Source organism: Ruegeria sp. HKCCA4633, from assembly GCF_013034605.1.
Classification (GTDB): Bacteria; Pseudomonadota; Alphaproteobacteria; order Rhodobacterales; family Rhodobacteraceae; genus Ruegeria.
In genome coordinates, this window is sequence record NZ_WQGJ01000004.1 from 67692 (window position 1) to 88307 (window position 20616).

Consider the following 20616-nt stretch of genomic DNA (forward strand, 5'->3'; position numbering starts at 1 on the left):
GAGCTTGGTATGAACAAATGGATTGGTTTGGGCGCATTGGCACTGGTCGCGGCCTGTGATGTTCCGCAGGCTACTGTGGTGACGGGACCGGATGGGCAGTCTCGCATTGAAATCAACCTTTCCGGGCTGACCTGCTATCAAAACCGCTGTCTGGACATAAACCCAGCAGCGCGGAGCGTGCGCCAGATTGGCAACAAGACCACCAGGATTCCTGCATCCATAGATGTCAGCGACGGCTATGTCACGCCAGCCGAGTTCAGGCAGATGGCGACCACGGCCTCACTTGCCGGAGGCCAAGGCTCGGGAAATGATCGCTAGCACAGACTGTCCATCTTGCGTGCCAGTTTGGCATCCAATGAGGACAGACCACCTACGTCATGGGTGGACAGAACAACCTCGACCGTGCGGTACACGTTGAACCATTCGGGATGGTGGTTCCATTTCTCGGACCAAATCGCTACCTGGGTCATCCAGCCAAAAGCGGAAACGAAATTGTCGAATATAAACGTTTTTGTAATCGCATCTCGGCCTTCGACCATCGTCCAACCGTTCTTGAACAGCGGATCCAGCAGCGGGCCGCGGGTTTCTGTCGACAAGAGTTCGGTCATTGCTGTTCCTCCGGGTTCGATTTCCTGAACGGACCGTAGTCCGTTAGGATCTCGATCTCTTCTCCCACTGCACGGCCTTCGGCGTCCAGATATTTTTTGACGGCATCAGCAAAACCCGGATCGCCAACCCAGTGCAAGCTATGCGTGCGCGTTGGCAAATAGCCCCGCGCCAACTTGTGTTCACCCTGAGCGCCCGCCTCGACCCGGGCCAGACCATGGGCAATGGCAAAGTCTATCGCCCTATAATAGCACAGTTCGAAATGCAGACAGGCATGATGTTCAACGCAACCCCAATACCGGCCAAAAAGCGTTTCGCGGCCTATGAAGTTCAACGCACCCGCGATGGCAAAGCCGTTCCGTTCCGCCAGCACCAAGGCCATGTCATCCGACATGGTTTCCTGTGCAATATCAAAGAATTGGCGCGTCAGGTACGGCGAGCCCCACTTACGCGCGCCGGTATCCTGATAGAATCGCCAGAACGCATCCCAATGTTCCGGGCGCAACGCTTCGCCGGTCAGGGTGCGGATGTCACCGCCAAAGTCATTGGCCTGCGCCCGCTCCTTGCGGATGTTCTTGCGTTTGCGCGATGACAGGGCAGCCAGGAAAGCGTCGAAGTCTGAATAGCCCTCATTCAACCAGTGAAACTGCTGCGAGCCGCGCAACATCAGGCCCATCTGTTCACCGGCCAACGCTTCGTCCTCGGTACAGAAGGTCGCATGAACCGACGAAACCTGATTATCCGCCGCCAGTTGTACAGCGCCCTGCACCAGAGCTGACATGCCGATCCTCTCGTATCCCGGGCGCACCAGGAAACGTCGTCCGGTTGCCGGGGTGAACGGCACTGCGATCTGAAGCTTGGGGTAATAACGTCCACCTGCGCTTTCATAAGCATGGGCCCAGCTATGATCGAAGATATATTCGCCCTGACTGTGCGATTTGGCATACATCGGGGCCGCTGCGATCAGCATACCATCAAGATAAGCAGTCAAATATTGCGGCTGCCAGCCTGTGCCGCGACCAACCGAGCCGCTTTCTTCCAGCGCTAGTAAAAACCGATGGGTTGTAAAGGGATCAAGAGGCCGCCCGCCATCAACGGCTTCGGGGCAAGCGCAGGCATCCCACTCTGCCGCAGAAATCTGCGACAGAGCACCCAATACCTGAATTTCGATCTGTGCCTGATCCATATGTCCTCCGCGCCTGCCCTTTATCTGTGACAGCCTGAAGGAGGTTCAAGCCGAATGCGCAGCCAGATACCCTTCGAAAGTCACATTGTCGGCAACTTTGCGAGCCTCTGCCTCTTGTTCAGGCGATCGGACAGTCCAGCACAGGATTGGCACCCCGCGCGCCTTCAATTCAGCCACGCGGGGGCGCGACAGGTCAGCGGCCTCGTGACTAATGAAACTTGCTCCGACACGATCAAAATCCGGAATACCACGCAGATTGTCGCAAACGCCTTGGGGCAAAAGTTCGACGCTGGGTTCATAGGCGCAAGTGGTGATGCCGCGCGGCAGATGCGGGGCAAGCCGTGCCAGTTCAGCGACCGAGTTGGGATTGAAGGACATCAGGGCCACAGGACCGTCGTAACCCTGCAATGCGCGGACGGTATCCCGCTCCAACGCGCCCACATTGGCACCCATTTCACCGTCCTGATCTTTCAGTTCGATCAGCAGCGGTACCCGACCTGCCACCATCTCTAGGACCTCATCCAGCGTTGGAATGCCATCATCCCCATACAAAAGGGTCGCGCCAGAAGCTGCAGCCGCCGAGACCTGACGGATCGGCCCGGGCTGACCGGTCAGACGCGCCATATCATAGTCATGGAAAACCATGGCCCGGTCATCCGATGTCAGTTGAAGATCGATCTCGATCCCGTAACCCGCGTCAATCGCTGCCTGAATAGCCGCCCGGCTGTTTTCCGGGCGGTTGTCCGATATGTCATGCAGAGCCCGATGAGCAATAGGGACCTGCAAAAACGCGTTTGGCAAAGGTGGTATCATTCGACTTCGAAAATACCTTCGATTTCAACCGCCACACCCAACGGCAGGGACGCCGCGCTGACTGCGGAACGTGAATGACGGCCCGCTTCGCCCAGCGCTTCGACCATGAAATCGGAGGCACCGTTGATCACCTGTGGCTGTGCTGTGAACTCTGCTGTCGAGTTTACAAAACCAGTCAGCTTGATCACACGCACCAGTTTCTCGATATCGCCGCCGCAGGCTGCCTTGACCTGCGCCAGCAGGTTGATCGCGCAAACCCGGGCCGCAGCAGCTCCGGCCTCAACGTCCATATCGTCGCCCAGTTTGCCGGTGATCAGTTCATCAGCTTTCGAGATCTGGCCCGAGACATAAACGATATTGCCCACGCGCACGAACGGCACATAGTTGGCAGCGGGTGCAGGTGCGTCATCCAGCGTGACACCCAGGGTTTCCAGTTTTGCGGCGATGCTCATTGAGAGGGTCCTTCCCTAAATTCGACTCTGCCGGACGCTAACCGGGAAGCTTGGATTGGGAAAGACGGAAACCGGCAATTTCCTGTCTGCCTGCGATCTGAGCGTTTCTTTACTTATTACGAGCTGTTGATCCTGGGTCACTTTACCCGCCCCCAAATGACAGGTTACACGCAAGGTGTTTCATTTAAGACCCGAAACGACTAGTGACAGAACTTGTGCCACCCCAGCACGTGGATTTTGATTGAACGTCCGGCGGACCATGTGTCGGACCATTTTGGGAGAAGCAAACCGTGCCAAGCAGATTGCGCCTGAAACATTTTATTGTCCTGTCATGCATGGCCATTCTGTCTGCTTGCGCTACTACCCCGCCCGAGGGGGCCTCGCGTAGCGATGTTTTTGATCCGTATGAAAACAACAACCGGGCAATCCACAAGTTCAACCTTGGTGTGGACCGATTTTTGTTCCGCCCCGCCTCGAAAGGCTATGTGAAGATCGTTCCTGATCCGATGGTGACCAGTTTCAGCACCTTCGCCGAAAACATCTCGCTGCCGGGGCAGGCCGTTGATTACCTGTTACAGGGCAATCCGAAACAGATGGGCAACGCGTTGCTGCGCTTCGTGATCAACATGACTGTGGGTGGCTTTGGTCTTTCTGCACCTGCGGATGAATTGAATTTGCCACCAGTGGATACCGATTTCGGCGAGACGCTGCATGTCTGGGGTGTGGGCGAAGGCGCATATGTTGAGCTTCCCTTCTACGGCCCATCCACCCAACGAGATGCGATCGGGGTTGTGATCAACTTGTTCTCGAACCCAATCAATTTTTCTCCGGTGCGACCGGTCGACAATATTGGCGTCTACGCCGAGATCGTGCGCCGCATGGGAGATCGCGGCCGGTTCTCGGATACAGTCGACTCGATTCTTTACGAAAGTGCAGACAGTTACGCGCAAGCACGCCTGATCTTTTTGCAAAATCGCCGCTTTGAACTGGCAAGAGATGACGAAGACGCCTATCTGGATCTATATTCTGACCCCTATGCCGAAACCGGGACAGACCCGGTCAGGGACCCCTTTTTAGACCCCTACGAGGACCCCTATGCCGAATAACGAGTTGAACCGCCGTCACTTCATCGCCTCGAGCCTCGCGCTGGCCTTGCTGCCCATGCCTGCCTTGGCGCAGACCGAAGCTGCAGCCAAAGCGCTGGTCAACAGCGTGGTTGCTGACATCAATCGGGTGATCGATTCGGGCAAGTCTGAAAAGGCAATGCTGCGCGACTTCGAAAAAATCTTTGTGCAATATGGTGATGTCCCGATCATGGCTCGCTATGCCCTGGGGGCGGATGCCCGCACGGCAAGCCCCGCCCAGCTGAAAAAATTCACCAAAGCGTTCCAGGGCTATATCTCGCGTAAATACGGCCGCCGGTTCCGAGAGTTTATTGGTGGCGAGGTTGACGTACGCAATGCGCGAAAAATCAAGGCCGGGTACGAAGTTCGGACGATGGTCAAACTGCGCGGCTCCGCCCCGTTTGACGTGACGTTCCTGGTGTCCGACAAGTCGGGCCGGGACAAGTTCTATAATATGTTCATTGAAGGCGTGAACCTTCTGCTGACCGAACGCACCGAAATCGGCGCTATGCTGGATGCCCGGAAAGGCAATCTGGATCAACTGATCAGAGATTTGAACAAAACAGGCTAACCTTGCGGCCGGGTGTGGTAACGCGCCAGATCAAAGTTATTGCAAGTACACAAAAAAGGGTCAGGTTCTTCTGACCCTTTTTTGTTTCGATTTCAGGGCGCATAGCTACGCACCAAAGCGCCTGCAATCAACGCCCAGCCGTCTGCGATGACAAAGAACGCAAGTTTGAATGGCAAGGATACGATTGCCGGAGGTACCATCATCATGCCCATCGACATCAACACCGCTGCAACAACAAGATCGATGATCAGAAACGGCAGAAAAATCAGAAAGCCAATCTGAAAGGCCCGCGCGATTTCAGATAGCATGAAAGATGGCATCAGGACGGACAGCGGCGCTTGTGCTGACAGTTCCATCTCATCCCCACCGGGACGTAGGGCCGCCATGGCGTAAAATGTATCCGCGTCCAACCGGGCTGCCATGAAAGTACGGAACGGGTCCAGCGCCCGTTCCAGTGCGACCTCGACCCCGATCGTTTCCTCCATCATCGGGCGAATGCCGCTTTCCCAGGCTTCAGTGAAGACAGGGTCCATGATGAAATAGGTCAAAAACAACGCCAGACTGACAATCAGCATATTGGGCGGCGATTGCTGCAATCCAATCCCCTGTCGCAGGATCGACAATACTGTAACCAGGAACGGGAAACAGGTGATCATAACTGCCAGGCCCGGCGCTATGCTCAATACAGTGATCAGTAGGATCAACTGGATGGTCCGTGCCGATATAGATCCTCCCTCGCCAAGGGACAAAGTCACATCCTGAGCTGTGGCGAGCGATGGTGTCAGCACAATCGCCAGAGCCAGCCAGATCGCAAAGCGCATCAACCGATCCCGTTTTGAAGGTCGGCAATCTCGGTCAGGCGCACGGCCAGTTGACCGGCCTGGTCGCCATCCATCTCTTCAAGCAGCCCACGTGCCACCAACTGATCCCCGACATAAAGGTCAACCGGATCTTCGATCCTTTTGTCCAGTGTCAGCACCGCATTCTCTCCCATATTGAGCAAATCCCGGATCAATGGGCGGGCGCGGCCGACAGAGACAGTCACCTCGATCGGGACGGATTCAAACGGGTTGGGTCTTTCGGTGTTCGGGGTCTGAGTGTCATTCATTGGACAAAGCCTCTCTTGCCTCAAAGACGTATGCGTCAAAAATCTGTGCAACGGTGGTCAGCAAGGCGCTGCAATCCACTTCGCGCCTGCTGATGCCGACTTGCAGGCGGGCCTGCCCCGGCTCGAGCACGGGATCTTCGATGACCTCTGGCGCGAGCTGTGCACTTGGCGGCAAAATTGCTGCAACATCTTCAGCACGGCCCGTCGGCACCATGATCTGCATAGGTTGCTCCAGCTGCATGCGCGCCATCTCCGACAGCTGTTCAACAAGAAGGGTGGCCAATCCCCGGTCGACCATCTGCGGTAAGACTGTCTGCACCAGGCTTTCAAACATCGGCTCCAAAGACAGAGTCATCCGGGTCATCGCCTCGTGATAGGTGAATGACATGTCCTCCAGCGATTGCGCGAGCTCTGCCGATACCTTTCCGCGACTTTGCTCCTGCGCCTGAGCGGCATCCTCCCAACCAGCACCATAACCATCCTCAAAGGCGGCAAGCCTCTGTTCTTCTAATGTTTCCTCATCCAGAAGCAGAACCGTGCCGGTGCTGGTCTGAGCGGTGAAATCCTCAAGCAGATGGGCGATCGACATCACACCCGCTCCTCGCCTTCTTCAAGCCAGCTGCGAAGGATCTCGACGGTCTCCTCTTGCTTGTCACCGATCATAGTCCGCAACCGTTCAACCGGGTCTTCGACGGCGTTGACGCCCAGCGCTGGAACGCCCCCGTCTTGGGACAAGGCTGCAAACTCAGCCACGTCATCGGCCGCGATTTCACCGGTCAAAACCGAAGGTTCCACCTCGGCCCCGTCAACAGCGGGCAAAAGCGCTGGTGTCAGTGTCGGCTTCATCAGAATCGGTCGGATCACGAACAACGCCAGCACCAGCGATACCACCGCCAGCACGGCCATTTGGATCAGGGACATGGCGTCCAGATGAATGTTCTGCCACATGGAAGACGAAGCCAGAGTGCCTTGCGGTTCTGTCACAGGCAGATCCAGAGATTTAAGTGTGATCACGTCCCCGCGCGCGGCGTCGAACCCCACGGCCGCAGCCACCAGTTCTTGCAGCGCGTCCAGTTCTGCCTGCGGCAGCGGTGCAAATGTTTCGGCTCCCGAGGCATCCACAGTACGCGTTCCGTTCACCAAAACGGCAACCGTCAGGCGCTTAATCGAACCGGGCGCTGTGTGAACTTCAAGCTCTGTTTCAGAGACCTCATAATTCACCCGCTCACGCGTTTCGGTGGCGGTGGAGTTCGATTCGTCACCACCAGCCCCATCTCCATCGGGCAGGTTGGATGCAACGGTGACATCAGAAGACTGATTGCGGGCGCTGTCCGAACGTTCCTCGACATCCGTACTGATGGCCACGCGGCCTTTGGGGTCAAAGCGCCGCTCGCGGATTGATTCTGTCTTGGTTTCCGTATCCACGCTAACCTCGACCACCGCATTGCCGGGTCCGACACGCGCTTCCACAAGGCGCAGTACACGTTCACGCAGTTGGCGCGATTTATCATCTGCCGTGTCAGCGGCCACCGCAGTGTCTTGCCCACCAATAACAGCCCCGTTCGAATCGATTACAGTCACGTCCTCAGGTGCCAGGCCGCTTACGGCGGAGGCAACAAGGAACCGGATCGCCTTGGCCTGATCACCAGTGATATCGGCACCTGACGGCACCAGATAGACAGAGGCTGTCGGCGCAACGCTGCGCTGGAACGGGTTCGCAGACCCGTTGGCGATGTGCACCCGCGCCTGGCTGACATGCGGACTGCCGACTATGGTGCGCGCCAACTCACCCTCTTTTGCACGCCAGTATGCGGCGTCGAACATCTGAGAGGTGGTGCCAAACCCGCTCAGCGAATCCAGCAGTTCATACCCCCTGTTACCATTTGCGGGCAGGCCTTCACTGGCCAGAGTCATCCGCAACTCGTCCCGCTGCGCGCCGGGTACATAGATTGACCCACCGCGAATCTCATAGGTGATACCGCGCTGATCCAGCGCGCGCACGATGTCCCCTGCCGCGCCGCTTTCCAAGCCTGCATACAGCAGCGTCATAGACGGTGCGGTTGCAAGGCGGGACATTCCGAGAATTCCCAAAAACACCAGCACAACTGCACTGGCGACAATGATTTGTTTACGCCTGTCCAAACTTGCCCAAACAGTTCCGATCTGCTGCACGCTCACCTCCGACTCGCCGACATTCTGCCCGGCGCACCCTCTGTTTGGACGATTGCCCTTAACAATCGGTTAGTCCCTGAGCGGTTATGAAACGACAGAACGGATGAATGAGGACGTCATGACCGACGCGACGGCAGAACAGGCAGAAGCCCCGGAAAAAAGGGGGAAAAAGGGAATCCTTATTGGGTTGATTCTGGCAATTGCAGGGGCCGCGGGCGGATATTTCCTAACCTCATCCGGACTGATTCCGCTGGGCGGCAAAGCTACGCAGGAAACAAGCCAGGACATGGAAAAAGGAAACTCTGTCAAAGCGCTGGAAAACGTTGGCTTCCTCGCACTGCCACCCGTCGTCGTATCGGTGAATTCAGACAGCTCTCGGCATTTGAAGTTTCACGCACAACTCGAAGTTAACGCCCCGTACATGGCTGACGTGGAAAAAATGCAGCCGCGAATCATGGATGTTCTGAACGGATACCTGCGTGCCGTGGAATTGCAGGATCTTGAAGATTCGTTGGCGTTGATGCGCATCCGGGGCCATTTGCTGCGCCGCATTGAAATTGTCGTTGGCGAGGGTCGCGTTCGCGATGTGCTGGTGATGGAATTTGTTTTGAACTAGGAGGCGAAATTGGAGCTGATCGCGGATATTTTGCTGGTTGCCGGTGCGTTGGGCGCGGGTCTTTACTGCTTTGTTCTGTCGCGCCGCCTCAAGCGGTTTACCGACCTTGAAAAAGGCGTTGGTGGTGCTGTGGCGGTTCTTTCACGGCAAGCGGAAGAGCTGGAGAAATCTCTGGACAACGCGCGCAGCGCTTCTGACCAGTCCGGGGACAAGCTTACAACCCTCACACACAGAGCCGAGAGCGTCGCGCAACAGCTCGAGCTGATGATGGCGTCAATGCATGACGTGATCCCCGAAGACGCCTCCAAAACGGAGACGCAGCCAGAGGCTGTTCCGGCAGAGGCTCAGCCACAAGAACCAACTCTTGCAAGGCAAGAGGATGTCACAGAGCCCTCTGACGACGCAGAATCTTCTGAAACTGAAGCACCCAAAACAAAAGAAAACAAAGCGCCAGAGGGTCTGATGTTCTTCCGTCATGATCACAAGCAGGGTGGAACACTGGCATGAACCGCCCTCGCGCAACTCGGCCAAACGCTCGCCCGCGGGCCGGTGTACTTGCTGTCATCTCCTTACTCATGCTTGGTTCAGCCGCAATTCGCATCGGGTTAGAGGCTGGGCCGGCGCTTGCGAAACCAGCCGAACCTAAGGCCGTTGAACACACGCCCAAAGCGTTGGAAACACGCGACGTTCAAGCTCTTTTGACCGAGCTTTTGCGTCGAGAAAAACAGGTCACACAACGTGAAGACGCGCTGCGGGATCAAGAAAAGGCATTGGAAATCGCGGGCCAGGCTATCGAGACGCGGCTGGTCGCGCTTCAAGAGGCGGAAGAGGCTCTGCGTGCCACTTTGGCTGTCGCCGACAACGCGGCCGAGAATGATCTGACCCGTCTGACAGATGTCTATCAAACCATGAAACCCAAAGATGCTGCTGCGTTGTTTGAAACCATGGATCCAACTTTTGCCGCCGGGTTCCTTTCTCGTATGCCTCCTGATTCAGCGGCCGGGATACTTGCTGGTCTCAGCCCCGAGGCAGCCTACACGATCAGTGTTGTCATGGCAGGCCGTAATGCCTCGGCCCCACTGGAATAACCAGTGCCACATTTTCACGCGCATCACTAAGCCGGAGATCTCAAATGATTGGAATTGTTGGAATTGTTGTCATTTTCGTGATGGTTTTCGGCGGCTATCTTGCTGCTGGCGGCAAGATGACCATCATTCTGAAATCGCTTCCGTTTGAAATGATGATGATCGGCGGCGCCGCCGTTGGTGCCTTTTTGATCAGCAATGACATGGGCGGTGTAAAACACACGATCAAAGACCTGGGGAAGGTTTTCAAGGGACCGAAATGGAAACCCGAGGACTATCGTGACCTTCTTTGCCTTCTGTTTTCACTGATCCGCATTGCCCGTGCTAATCCGGTTGAGGTCGAGCAACATATCGAAGACCCTGAAAACTCAAGCTTGTTTTCCACTTATCCCAAGATTCAAGCCGACAAGGAGGCGGTCGATCTGATCTGTGACACTATGCGTTCCGCCGCGATGAACTATGATGATCCGCACCAGGTTGAAGAAGTGCTGGAAAAGCGGATGGAGGCGAATTTTCATCACGCAATGCACTCAAGCCATGCGTTGCAAACAGTGGCGGATGGCCTGCCTGCGCTAGGGATCGTAGCGGCTGTTTTGGGGGTGATCAAAACGATGGGCTCGATCGACCAACCACCCGAGGTTCTGGGCAAACTGATCGGCGGCGCTCTGGTGGGCACGTTCTTGGGGGTTTTCCTGGCGTATGGTCTGGTGGGACCCTTTTCAGGCAAGCTGAAATCCGTTGTCGAAGAAGACAATCACTTCTACCAATTGATCAAAGAGGTTCTGGTTGCAAACCTGCACAACCACAATGCCGCGATGTGTATTGAGGTTGGGCGCCAGAACACACCCACTCACAACCGCCCCGGCTTCTCCGAGCTTGAAGAGGCTCTGAAAGAGCTCAAGCAGGCCGCAGCATGAAAAAGTTCGGAATCCTGTTTGCGGCCCTGATCATGATGGCCACTTCGGCATCCGCACAAAATGTGACGGTGCGATCAGGTGAGCATGATGGCTATACGCGTTTGGTTTTCAATGTACCACCAAACACAGGATGGACACTGGAACAGCGTAAAAACGGTGCTCGCTTAAGGCTGGCATTGGATGCCGCGACCTTTCAGACAAGCGCAGTATTCAGCCGCTTGACGACCAATCGCCTTGCGTCAATCTCACAACCTGAACCCGGTGGGGCATTGGAATTGGAGTTCGGGTGCGCGTGCGCAGCCTCGGCTTTCCTGTACCGGGATTCTATGATTGTTCTTGATATTGCACCGGGCGCATTTCTGCCCCCGCTGCTGGTTGACATCCCCCCCCCAGTGAAGCGGACGGCCAAAAAGGCCACGACTGAATCGTATAAAGACGCGCAGTTGGCAGCATTGGACCTGCCGCTTCTTGAACACGGGTTGAAGGACCAATTGTCCACGCGTTTTCTGCAAGGGGCCGACCGCAGATTGCTGGGTTTGAACCTAACCCCAGTTGGTCCTCGCAGCTCTGCCCCACCCGACGCAGCGCGCCTGCCAACGGGTTTGTCCGGCAATATTCGACTGACTTCGGTGCTGGACGATTTGCAGGATGTTCTGAATGCCGAGTTGCAGCAGTTCGATAACAAACCAACCTGCATCACGACGTCCGAACTTGGCTTCGCACACTGGTCAGGGGATGAACCCTTTTCTGCGCAAGTGTCTGCTTTGCGTACGGGTCTATTTAAGGAGTTTGACCGTATTGATGAAAACAAGGCTCTCAGACTGGCAAAGCTGTATGCGTTCAACGGCTTTGGGGCCGAAGCACTGGCTGCTTTGGCGCTGTCTGAAGCACCATCTGAAGAACTCGACCGCATCGAGTTTGTCGCTCAGCTCGTAGACGACAAACCAATTAAGCCCCCCCATCCTTTCAGTGGATTGCAGCGTTGCGACAGTGACGCCGCGCTTTGGGCAGTATTGTCCGAAGGCACTCTGGCACCTGACGCGGATGTTGAGGCGATCGAGCAAGCTTATGGTAGTTTGCCGAACCACTTGCGCCGCCAATTCGGAAAACGTCTGTCCGAAATTCTCGTCAACGCACAACAGTTGGAGGCCGCCCGCAGAGTGATACGCTCGGTCGACCGTATCGAACAAAGCACCTCGGCAAGTACCGCACATGCCAAGGCCATAGTTGCTGCGGCAGAGGGGAACGACGTGCGCGAAGAGGAGTTGTTGACGGAGGTTGTTTCATCACCCAAAGCCACGCCGAATGCTCCGGTGGCGTTGGCCCGTTTGGTCGAAAAGCGCTGGGGCGAACGCAGCGCAGTCACTTCGAAAGAACTGGAACTGGCGGCGTCTTTTGCGGTCGAATACCGACGCTCGAACCTGGGCCCAATGATGGCACGCACGCACGCGATCGCCTTGAGCCTGAGCCAGGATTTCGAGCCAGCATTCGACATCATCCTGAACTTGCCAAACGGGCAGGACAGAACCCGCGCGTTCAATCGACATTTTCACCTACTGTCAGAGCGGTCCGACAACGTAACCTTTTTACGCCAAGCGTTCCACGTAATGCAGATGAGCAAGACCCCAGCCCTGTCAACGGACAGTGCAATCGCCGTTGGTGATCGGCTGGCGGCGCTTGGTTTTGCGGATCAAGCCATTGACCTGACAAACCGAGCAGAAGATCAAACGCACAAGACAGAAAGAGCGCGCGTGCGGGCCAAAGCGGCCCTTCTGTCGGGACGTCCGCACAAGGCTCTGATGGAGTTGGACGAAGACAAATCGGACGAAGCCCGCGCCTTGCGTGCACAGGCCCTGGGCAGAATTAGTGACTTTGCAGCAGCAGCTGAGATCATGAAAGATTTGGGGCAAGGCGAGGCAGCAAACCGCTTATACTGGCTGGCAGGGCTGCCGGACGATACCGTTGAACCACAGGGTGGGAAATACGCGGTCCTGAACCAGACAACGCAAGCCCTGTTGGACACCCCGGCACGACAGTTGGAAAAACCCCTAATGGACGCAGAGGGTCTGCTTGAGAACAGTGAAACGACACGCGAACGCATCATTGAGATGCTGAATGCGGTCAATTTAAAATGACAAGTGCGCCTGCTGCTCTTCAGACAATCCAGTGCCAACATGAGAAAACTGCGTTTTGGGGTCAGTATTGCGATAGCGGCTCTCGGATTGGCTTGCGACGCAAACGCCATCAACATCTGGTCGGCGCGAAGAATTGAAAAGCGTTTTCTCAAATGATGCCCCGTTCCTAGGGCTTGGTGCCAGGAACAGGGACAGATTAGGCGCAACAGGCGTAACGCCGACTATTCAGTAGGGTGCCTCGACATCGTTCATCGAGACATAGACGGTTTTCATCTCGCTGAAGTGGTTGATTGCCAGTTTCGAGTTTTCGCGCCCCACGCCTGACATCTTCGATCCGCCAAACGGGGCTTCGACCGGGGCAAGGTTATAGGTGTTGATATAACAGGTGCCCGCTTCGAACCCGGCCACCACGCGGTGGGCGCGTGTCAGATCGCTGGTGAAGACACCGGCGGCCAGACCAAATTCAGTATCGTTGGCGCGGGCCATGACCTCGGCTTCGGTGTCAAAATCCAGCACCGACATGACCGGGCCAAAGATTTCTTCGCGCGCGATGGTCATATCGTCGGTCACGTCGGCAAAGACCGTGGGTTGCATGTAGAACCCGTCGCCATCAAGCCGCGCTCCACCATAGACCAAACGCGCACCCTCGGACTTGCCTTTTTCGATATAGCCCAGCGCGATTTTCATCTGATTTTCGCTGACCATCGGGCCAAAGCTGACATCCTCGTCCATCGGGTCGCCGATTTTGGCGTTGGCCAGACGTTCGGACAGGCGTTTAAGGAAAGCTTCTTTGATACCCTTTTGCACAAACACGCGGGTGCCGTTGGAGCAGACCTGACCTGACGAATAGAAGTTGCCCAAAATTGCGCCTGAAACCGCGTTTTCGACATCCGCGTCGTCAAACACGATCATCGGAGATTTGCCACCCAATTCCATGGTGACATGTTTCATGCCTTCGGCTGCAGCAGCATAGACCCTGCGGCCCGTTGGAACAGAGCCGGTCAGCGAGACTTTGGCCACACGCGCGTCGGTTACCAGTGCAGCACCTACATCCCCGTACCCCTGAATCACGTTGTAAACGCCTTTTGGCGCACCGGCCTCGATGAGGATTTCTGCCACTTTCAACGCCGAGAGGGGCGTGGTCTCCGAAGGCTTGAACACCATCGTGTTGCCGCAGGCCAACGCCGGAGCCCCCTTCCAGCACGCGATCTGAGTTGGATAGTTCCATGCCCCAATCCCGACGCAAACGCCCAAAGCCTCGCGGATCGTATAGACAAAATCACCCCCGCCCAGAGGAATGTGTTCGCCGGTCAGACTGCCAGCCAATCCACCAAAGTATTCCAGCGCATCCGCGCCCGAAGTGGCGTCTGCAACAGTGGTTTCCTGAATGGGCTTCCCGGTGTCATGGGTTTCCAGGACCGACAGATCATAGTTGCGTTCGCGCATGATGTCAGCGGCGCGGCGCAAAACCCGACCCCGCTCGGTTCCCGACATAGCCGCCCAGGCCGCTTGCGCACTTTTGGCACTGTTCAGAGCCTGTTCAACAATCGCCGGAGTTGCCGAATGCAATCGCGCGATCACCTCGCCAGTGGCCGGGTAGATCACGTCGATGGCGGCACCATCTGTATCTTCGACATACGCGCCATCAATGAAATGGCTGGCTTGGGGCTGAAACTTCATACCGTGTCCTCTTCTCTTGCACCCGTCTGAACGGGACAATTGGTTCGTTGAATTCGGCCCTAAAGATTATTGATTGATCAGTCAATAAACTCATTCCAGCGGCGGGAACGTGCCGACTTTACCCCCAAACCTTGAAATTTTTGGCTAATGTTCTATTTATGTTCTACATAGTCAGAGGATAAACCGATGGCCCAGCACGCACGTCAACCTGCCCTGAACGGGCCCAGCAACGACTACCATTTGCTTCCGGTGACAGACCGGCAGATGCGCTATGCCCGCGCAATTGCCGAAAAGTCAGCATTGGAGATACCGGTCGAGGCACAACGTGACCGAAAGCTGCTTTCGGATTGGATTTCAACGCACAAACCGCGCAGCACGTCGCAATTCGACAATTACCCAACAGGCAAGCAAGTTGCCTTCGCCGAGCGGATTTCACGCAGCAAGCGCCGCCCGATCCCTTCTGAGTGTTTTCGCGACAAGAAGATGATGTCGCGCTGGATCGATCACAACAAATAGACCCTACTTAGGGCCTTCTTGACTGTGATTGCGCGCATAAAGCGCGACTGCCGCTGCAACAAACATGCCCAGCAAGATGTATCCTGTCACAGCTTCGGACACGGCAAGCCCGCGACACAGGCCGGTTGGGGACATGTCGCCATATCCAACCGTCGTAAAAGTCACATACGAAAAATACAGAATATCACCCGGACCTTTTGCACCGACGACACAATGATCGTTGTATCCAAACGCGCCATATACAGCAGCAAACAGGAACGGGACCACCTGTATGAAAGACACCCCCATCAGGAACAAAAGCCTTCGCGGTGATTTCACTTGGGTCATGTAGTACCAGGACTGCGACACCAGCCAGATCAACAGACCAACCGAAGCGATTGTGCCGATCGTGTCACCTGCGGTCGTTTCGCTCAGGCGAGAAAGGCCATACCAGGCGAGAAAGCTTGCCAGAATCAAACCCAACGCCGCCAGAAAGGTCGACTTCCACTCTTCCAGTGTTGTGGGTTTGCGGCGCATGAGTGCCCCTTCAAGCTGATTTCCAGGTGATCATCTGACCTAAAGCAATGGCCTGCAACCCGAATTCAATCCTGCCGTAAATGCGTCTCACCCCGTTCACGCGCCAGCAGAATCTGCTTTTGCCGCTCGCGAAAGCGCATTTTATCTGCCTCGGACGTCTCATCGATGCACTGGTGGCAAGAAACACCATGTTCGTATTCCGGGCGTTTCATGTCCTCAGGCAAGATCGGTCGGCGGCAACCGTGGCAAAGCATGTGCGGCCCTTCAACAAGGCCGTGACCGACGGATACGCGATTGTCGAACACAAAACACTCACCTTGCCAGGTGCTGTCTTCAGCGGGCGTCTCTTCCAGATACCGCAGGATGCCCCCTTTGAGGTGATAGACATCCTCCACCCCTTGCCCCAGCAAATAATTGGTGGATTTTTCGCAGCGGATACCGCCGGTACAGAACATGGCGACGCGTTTGTTGTGAAAGCGGTCTTTGTTTTCTGCCCACCACGCTGGAAAATCGCGAAAACTGGCTGTTTCAGGGTCTATTGCGCCTTCAAACGTGCCAATCGCCACTTCGTAATCGTTGCGCGTATCAATCACCACAACATCGTCCGAGCGGATAAGGTCGTTCCACTCTTGAGGCTCAACATAGTTGCCAACGCGGGCGCGCGGGTCGACATCCGGCTGCCCCATGGTCACGATCTCTTTCTTCAGTCGCACCTTCATCTTGCCAAATGGCGGATGATCCGAGGTCGCCTCTTTCCATTCGAGATCTGCGCAACCTGGCAAAGCGCGGATATGCGCCAGTACCGCATCAATACCGGCGCGTGGACCTGCGATGGTGCCGTTGATCCCTTCTTGCGCCAGCAGCAAAGTGCCGGTGACAGATTGCTCTCGGCACAGATTCAGCAGCGGATCACGCAGCGCAGCGGGATCCGGGAAACGGGTAAAGTGGTACAAAGCGGCGATTGTGTACATAGGCGCGATTTACCTTTGCAAACCCAAAGTCGCAAGGGAGTGCATTGACGCCTCGTACTGTGATCCCTACCGATAGGATAATCAAGGGAGGCCGCAATGACCCATGCACTGCTCGTCATCGATGTTCAGAACGATTTCTGCCCCGGCGGAGCGCTGGCAGTGGCCGGAGGGGACGAAATCGTCGCCCCGATCAATGCAATGATGGACGATTTCGACGCCGTGATCCTGACGCAAGATTGGCATCCGGCGGGGCATTCTTCTTTCGCCAGCTCACATGATACTAAAAACCCGTTCGATCTGATCGACATGCCCTATGGTCCTCAGGTGCTTTGGCCCGATCACTGCGTTCAAGGATCGCAAGGGGCCGCATTTCACCCTGATCTCCGTGTCGATGGCGATCTGATCCTGCGGAAAGGGTTTCGGCGCGCGATAGACAGTTATTCGGCATTTTTTGAAAACGACCACAAGACACCCACGGGCTTAAAAGGGTATTTGGAAACCCGGGGTGTCAACCGCTTGACCCTGGTTGGTTTGGCAACCGATTTCTGCGTCCACTATTCGGCCGTGGATGCCGCACAATTAGGGTTCGATGTCACTGTTCAAATGGATGCGTGCCGTGCAATTGATATGGATGGCTCACTTGCGGCAGCGGAACGCGCCATGCGCGACGCAGGAGTTACCTTGGGCTAAGGCGCCCCCCCGGCTGCGGCCAGCAGCTTGATAAGCACAAACAAAACAACCGCCAAACCCAAAGCCAAGCCGATGCGACTGGGCACAGTCCGGCGCTTCGGGCTGGACTCTGCGAGTTTCTGTGGCGGCGGTGTGCGTGGCTGACGCGCGCGAACAATCCCAGCCATGGGTTGCGCCGTGCGCACGTAGTTCAGGAAATCCATCAGGTCGAACTCGCCGCAATATTCCCCACGGAGCCCACCGGTCTTAATGTTGGCAAAAAGTGACCTGAGAACCCGCACCCGATCCGTTTGATCTTCTGCCGGGAAAACACCAGGCACGATGCCGCTGTTGCGCGACTCGAGGCTGAAACCAGCATCCAGAAACATCTTGCGGATTTTCGGAGACGTACCCCGCAAAGCGTCCGCAGTTCTGATGTCGCGGAAAACCGCATGCACTTGACGTACCCCATCCTTCTGAGCCCCCGGCATTTCGGGGTCAAAATCATCCGGTGCTACGTTAACAATATCAAAATCGTACTCGAGACCCATTCACAAACTCAGTTCCGTATTTCCATCCCCTCTTCTCACTAACCGGTTAAAACAATGCACAATATGCCGGCATTGTGACGTCAAACTGGCATTGTCACCAAATCAGCGACTCTTGCCATTCCCGTTGTCGATTGATCTAACTACGGAAATCGCAGGAGTTCCCCATGGTCGACATCGCGACCCGAGTATACAATCACAAATGGCAGATTGACCCAATTGTACGATCTTTGATCGACACAGATTTCTACAAACTGCTGATGTGCCAGTCAGTGTTTCGCAATAAGCCCCAAACAAACGTCGTGTTTTCGCTGATTAACCGGTCGAATCACGTACCTTTGGCGAAATTGATCGACGAAGGAGAGTTGCGGGAACAGCTGGATCACATCCGATCACTCAGCCTGAGCCGGGGCGAAAGCACCTGGCTGCGGGGCAATATGTTCTATGGCAAACGTCAGATGTTTCGTTCCGATTTCATGGAATGGTTCGAGAACATGCGCCTTCCTCCCTATCATCTGGAGCGCAAAGGCGATCAGTATGAGCTGACCTTCGAAGGCAAATGGCACGAGGTCATGCTGTGGGAAATCCCTGCGCTGGCGGTGTTGATGGAGCTGCGATCGCGCGCCGTTCTCAACGATATGCGACGGTTCGCATTGCAGGTGCTCTATGCCCGCGCGATGACGCGCGTGTGGGAAAAGATCGAACGGCTGAGTTCGGTCGAAGGTTTAACCATCGCCGATTTTGGAACGCGACGGCGCCATTCCTTTCTATGGCAGGATTGGTGCGTGCAAGCGATGATCGAAGGCTTGGGCGCGTCTTTTACCGGCACATCGAACTGTCTGATCGCCATGCGGCGCGAGGTTGAGGCCATCGGCACCAACGCACATGAATTGCCGATGGTGTATTCAGCGTTGGCAGACACCGACGCCGAACTGGCCCAAGCGCCGTACGACGTCCTTAGCGACTGGCACGACGAACATGACGGCAACCTGCGCATCATTCTGCCCGACACTTACGGCACCAAAGGCTTTTTGGACAATGCGCCCGATTGGCTGGCCGGGTGGACCGGTATTCGTATTGACAGCGGGGATCCAGCGGCAGGGGCAGAAGTCGCCATCGCGTGGTGGAAGTCACGCGGTGAAGATCCGACGCAAAAGCGTATTATTTTCTCGGATGGTCTGGACGTCGAAAAAATTCAGGAGCTGCACGCACAATTCGCTGGCCGCGCCAATATTTCCTTTGGCTGGGGCACTTTGCTGACCAACGATTTTCGCGGACTTGTTCCCAATGACGCGCTGGCACCGTTCTCATTGGTCTGCAAAGCGGTATCCGCCAACGGGCGCCCGACGGTAAAACTGTCAGACAACCCGGAAAAGGCGATGGGACCGAAAGATCAGATCGAGCGCTACAAACGCGTTTTCGGAGTGGGTGCGCAACAAGCGATCGAAGTCGTGGTCTAGCCATGATAGGCTGCGACCGTCTTCAGCTGTGAAAACCCATAAAGGGCCTCGAACCCCTTCTCACGACCGTGGCCGGATTTCCCAACACCGCCAAAGGGCAACTCAACTCCGCCCCCAGCGCCGTAGTTGTTGATAAAAACCTGCCCTGAATGCAGCGCCTTCGCCAACCGCATCTGGCGTGCCCCGTCGCGCGTCCAGATGCTGGCGACAAGGCCGTATTCCGTACTGTTTGCGATTGTCAGAGCCTGTTCTTCGGTGTCAAACGGGATCAGAACCTGAACCGGGCCAAAAATCTCATCCCGGGCCAGCACGTGATCGGGCGATACATCTGCAAACAAGGTGGGCCGGACATAAGCACCTGTTTCAGGTGCCTCACGGACGATACGACCCTGCGCGGCAATGGTCAGATCCGCGCCTTTATCCAGAAAACCGCTAACGATCTGTTTCTGCCGGTCCGAGATCAAAGGCCCGACACGCATATCCTGAATTGCGGGCCCGACGGTCAGTTGTTCATAAGCCTCAGACATGCGGGACTTGACCTGATCATACACCCCACGTTGCACCAGAATACGCGACGAGGCCGAACAGGTTTGCCCTGCATTCTGTATACCCGCGTTCACCAAAAACGGCAGCGCCGCATCCAGATCCGCATCGTCAAAGACCAGTTGCGGGGATTTTCCGCCCAATTCCAGCGTTACAGGCACCACATTGCGGCCAGCTGCCTGTTGCACCAGGGCTCCCGTGGCCACCGAACCGGTGAACGAAATATGGTTCACCCCCGGATGTGCTGACAGCGCCGCGCCTGCCTCGGATCCAAGACCGGGCACGACGTTTAACGCGCCGGCTGGCAAACCGGCCTGTTGCGCCAGATGAGCAAAAGCCAGTGCCGTTAAACAAGCTTCCTCTGCAGGTTTCAGAACGCAAGCATTGCCCATAGCTAGCGCCGCCCCAACCGAACGCCCAATGATCTGCATCGGGTAGTTCCACGGCACGATATGGCCCGTCACCCCATGCGGTTCTCGCAGTGTATAAACGGTGTAGCCATCAAGATAGGGGATGGTCTCTCCCATCACCTTGTCCGCAGCACCCCCATAGAACTCGCAATATCTGGCCAGCGCGACAGCGTCAGCCCGCGCCTGCGTCAGCGGTTTACCCACATCCATAGCTTCAAGCTGCGCCAGATCGTCGGCCCGCTCCAGCACCAGCTGACCCAGCCTCGTTAGAATGCGCCCCCGCTCCAGCGCTGTTTTACGCCCCCAATCCCACTGCAAGGCGGTTTGAGCCGCTTGAACTGCGGCGTCGATATCTGGTTCGGAACCACGTGCGATCCGGCAGATTTCGGTCCCGTCCGAGGGGTTGATGAGCGGCAGGGTGCCACCCGAGGCTGCAGGTTTCCATCGTCCCTCGATCAGACAAAGCGTGGGGTCGAACCATATCTTCTGGATCAATTTCGCCTCCATTTCAGGCTCTA

The 20616-nt window shown here is 56.1% G+C and carries 24 protein-coding genes; 11 read left to right on the forward strand and 13 right to left on the reverse strand.

What is annotated here, in order from left to right; translation table 11 throughout:
- Positions 1-9: 9 nt before the first annotated feature.
- Positions 10-318, forward strand: a complete 309-nt coding sequence (locus tag GOV85_RS11660) for a hypothetical protein (protein WP_171178286.1) — start codon at positions 10-12, stop codon at positions 316-318.
- On the opposite strand, the gene GOV85_RS11665 is transcribed toward GOV85_RS11660, so the two are convergent.
- From GOV85_RS11665 to GOV85_RS11680, 4 genes are read right to left on the reverse strand one after another with little or no spacing between them, the layout of a single operon-like run.
- Entirely contained in the window at positions 315-608 is a 294-nt protein-coding gene (locus tag GOV85_RS11665) for a 4a-hydroxytetrahydrobiopterin dehydratase (RefSeq protein WP_171178288.1), read from the reverse strand. The genes GOV85_RS11660 and GOV85_RS11665 overlap by 4 nt on opposite strands.
- A complete protein-coding gene (locus GOV85_RS11670; protein ID WP_171178290.1) occupies positions 605-1792 on the reverse strand; it encodes a GNAT family N-acetyltransferase in 1188 nt (395 codons plus the stop codon). Before GOV85_RS11670 ends, GOV85_RS11665 begins: the two co-directional genes overlap by 4 nt.
- A 45-nt stretch (positions 1793-1837) precedes the next feature.
- Positions 1838-2605 (reverse strand): glycerophosphodiester phosphodiesterase family protein, encoded by a 768-nt coding sequence (locus GOV85_RS11675; protein WP_171178292.1) that lies wholly within the window; start codon positions 2603-2605, stop codon positions 1838-1840.
- A complete protein-coding gene (locus tag GOV85_RS11680; RefSeq protein ID WP_171178294.1) occupies positions 2602-3057 on the reverse strand; it encodes a RidA family protein in 456 nt (151 codons plus the stop codon). Before GOV85_RS11680 ends, GOV85_RS11675 begins: the two co-directional genes overlap by 4 nt.
- 290 nt (positions 3058-3347) lie before the next feature.
- On the opposite strand from GOV85_RS11680, the gene GOV85_RS11685 reads away from it, so the two are divergent.
- Complete coding sequence (locus tag GOV85_RS11685; protein WP_371732269.1) at positions 3348-4163, forward strand: VacJ family lipoprotein; 816 nt, start codon at positions 3348-3350, stop codon at positions 4161-4163.
- A complete protein-coding gene (locus tag GOV85_RS11690; RefSeq protein WP_171178297.1) occupies positions 4153-4752 on the forward strand; it encodes a phospholipid-binding protein MlaC in 600 nt (199 codons plus the stop codon). Before GOV85_RS11685 ends, GOV85_RS11690 begins: the two co-directional genes overlap by 11 nt.
- A gap of 92 nt (positions 4753-4844) precedes the next feature.
- Here the strand turns inward: GOV85_RS11690 and fliP are convergent, their stop codons facing one another.
- From fliP to fliF, 4 genes are read right to left on the reverse strand one after another with little or no spacing between them, the layout of a single operon-like run.
- The gene (gene fliP, locus GOV85_RS11695; RefSeq protein WP_171178299.1) at positions 4845-5573 is read right to left on the reverse strand and encodes a flagellar type III secretion system pore protein FliP; all 729 of its coding nucleotides are present in this window, start codon (positions 5571-5573) and stop codon (positions 4845-4847) included.
- Positions 5573-5860 carry a FliM/FliN family flagellar motor C-terminal domain-containing protein gene (locus tag GOV85_RS11700; protein WP_171178301.1) on the reverse strand — a complete coding sequence of 96 codons (288 nt, stop codon included), beginning with the start codon at positions 5858-5860 and terminating at the stop codon, positions 5573-5575. Before GOV85_RS11700 ends, fliP begins: the two co-directional genes overlap by 1 nt.
- Entirely contained in the window at positions 5853-6449 is a 597-nt protein-coding gene (locus tag GOV85_RS11705) for an ABC transporter ATP-binding protein (RefSeq protein WP_171178303.1), read from the reverse strand. Before GOV85_RS11705 ends, GOV85_RS11700 begins: the two co-directional genes overlap by 8 nt.
- Entirely contained in the window at positions 6449-8032 is a 1584-nt protein-coding gene (gene fliF / locus GOV85_RS11710) for a flagellar basal-body MS-ring/collar protein FliF (RefSeq protein WP_171178305.1), read from the reverse strand. Before fliF ends, GOV85_RS11705 begins: the two co-directional genes overlap by 1 nt.
- Positions 8033-8150: 118 nt before the next feature.
- Here fliF and fliL point away from each other — a divergent pair, with 118 nt between their 5' ends.
- From fliL to GOV85_RS11735, 5 genes are read left to right on the forward strand one after another with little or no spacing between them, the layout of a single operon-like run.
- Entirely contained in the window at positions 8151-8648 is a 498-nt protein-coding gene (gene fliL / locus GOV85_RS11715) for a flagellar basal body-associated protein FliL (RefSeq protein WP_171178307.1), read from the forward strand.
- A gap of 9 nt (positions 8649-8657) precedes the next feature.
- Positions 8658-9155: a DUF6468 domain-containing protein gene (locus tag GOV85_RS11720; protein ID WP_171178309.1), complete on the forward strand. Its 498-nt coding sequence runs from the start codon at positions 8658-8660 to the stop codon at positions 9153-9155.
- The gene (locus GOV85_RS11725; protein WP_171178311.1) at positions 9152-9736 is read left to right on the forward strand and encodes a MotE family protein; all 585 of its coding nucleotides are present in this window, start codon (positions 9152-9154) and stop codon (positions 9734-9736) included. Before GOV85_RS11720 ends, GOV85_RS11725 begins: the two co-directional genes overlap by 4 nt.
- Before the next feature lie 44 nt (positions 9737-9780).
- On the forward strand, positions 9781-10650 hold the full coding sequence (gene motA / locus GOV85_RS11730; protein ID WP_171178313.1) for a flagellar motor stator protein MotA: 870 nt from the start codon (positions 9781-9783) through the stop codon (positions 10648-10650).
- Complete coding sequence (locus tag GOV85_RS11735; RefSeq protein WP_171178315.1) at positions 10647-12785, forward strand: hypothetical protein; 2139 nt, start codon at positions 10647-10649, stop codon at positions 12783-12785. The genes motA and GOV85_RS11735 overlap by 4 nt, the downstream gene beginning before the upstream one ends.
- Positions 12786-13010: 225 nt before the next feature.
- Here the strand turns inward: GOV85_RS11735 and betB are convergent, their stop codons facing one another.
- Complete coding sequence (gene betB / locus GOV85_RS11740) at positions 13011-14465, reverse strand: betaine-aldehyde dehydrogenase (RefSeq protein ID WP_171178317.1); 1455 nt, start codon at positions 14463-14465, stop codon at positions 13011-13013.
- Positions 14466-14651: 186 nt separating this feature from the next.
- Here betB and GOV85_RS11745 point away from each other — a divergent pair, with 186 nt between their 5' ends.
- Positions 14652-14981 carry a hypothetical protein gene (locus GOV85_RS11745; protein ID WP_171178319.1) on the forward strand — a complete coding sequence of 110 codons (330 nt, stop codon included), beginning with the start codon at positions 14652-14654 and terminating at the stop codon, positions 14979-14981.
- A 3-nt stretch (positions 14982-14984) separates the two neighbouring features.
- Here the strand turns inward: GOV85_RS11745 and GOV85_RS11750 are convergent, their stop codons facing one another.
- Positions 14985-15497 carry a potassium channel family protein gene (locus tag GOV85_RS11750; RefSeq protein WP_171178321.1) on the reverse strand — a complete coding sequence of 171 codons (513 nt, stop codon included), beginning with the start codon at positions 15495-15497 and terminating at the stop codon, positions 14985-14987.
- Positions 15498-15562: 65 nt separating this feature from the next.
- A complete protein-coding gene (locus tag GOV85_RS11755; RefSeq protein WP_171178323.1) occupies positions 15563-16468 on the reverse strand; it encodes a rhodanese-related sulfurtransferase in 906 nt (301 codons plus the stop codon).
- A gap of 96 nt (positions 16469-16564) precedes the next feature.
- Here GOV85_RS11755 and pncA point away from each other — a divergent pair, with 96 nt between their 5' ends.
- Positions 16565-17158 carry a bifunctional nicotinamidase/pyrazinamidase gene (gene pncA / locus GOV85_RS11760; protein ID WP_171178325.1) on the forward strand — a complete coding sequence of 198 codons (594 nt, stop codon included), beginning with the start codon at positions 16565-16567 and terminating at the stop codon, positions 17156-17158.
- On the opposite strand, the gene GOV85_RS11765 is transcribed toward pncA, so the two are convergent.
- On the reverse strand, positions 17155-17688 hold the full coding sequence (locus tag GOV85_RS11765) for a hypothetical protein (RefSeq protein WP_171178328.1): 534 nt from the start codon (positions 17686-17688) through the stop codon (positions 17155-17157). The two genes, pncA and GOV85_RS11765, sit on opposite strands and share 4 nt — an antisense overlap.
- A gap of 164 nt (positions 17689-17852) precedes the next feature.
- Here GOV85_RS11765 and pncB point away from each other — a divergent pair, with 164 nt between their 5' ends.
- Positions 17853-19145, forward strand: coding sequence for a nicotinate phosphoribosyltransferase (pncB, locus tag GOV85_RS11770; protein ID WP_171178330.1), 1293 nt, complete (start codon positions 17853-17855; stop codon positions 19143-19145).
- Here the strand turns inward: pncB and GOV85_RS11775 are convergent.
- The gene (locus tag GOV85_RS11775) at positions 19142-20593 is read right to left on the reverse strand and encodes an aldehyde dehydrogenase family protein (protein WP_245222890.1); all 1452 of its coding nucleotides are present in this window, start codon (positions 20591-20593) and stop codon (positions 19142-19144) included. The genes pncB and GOV85_RS11775 overlap by 4 nt on opposite strands.
- Between the last annotated feature and the right edge of the window lie 23 nt (positions 20594-20616).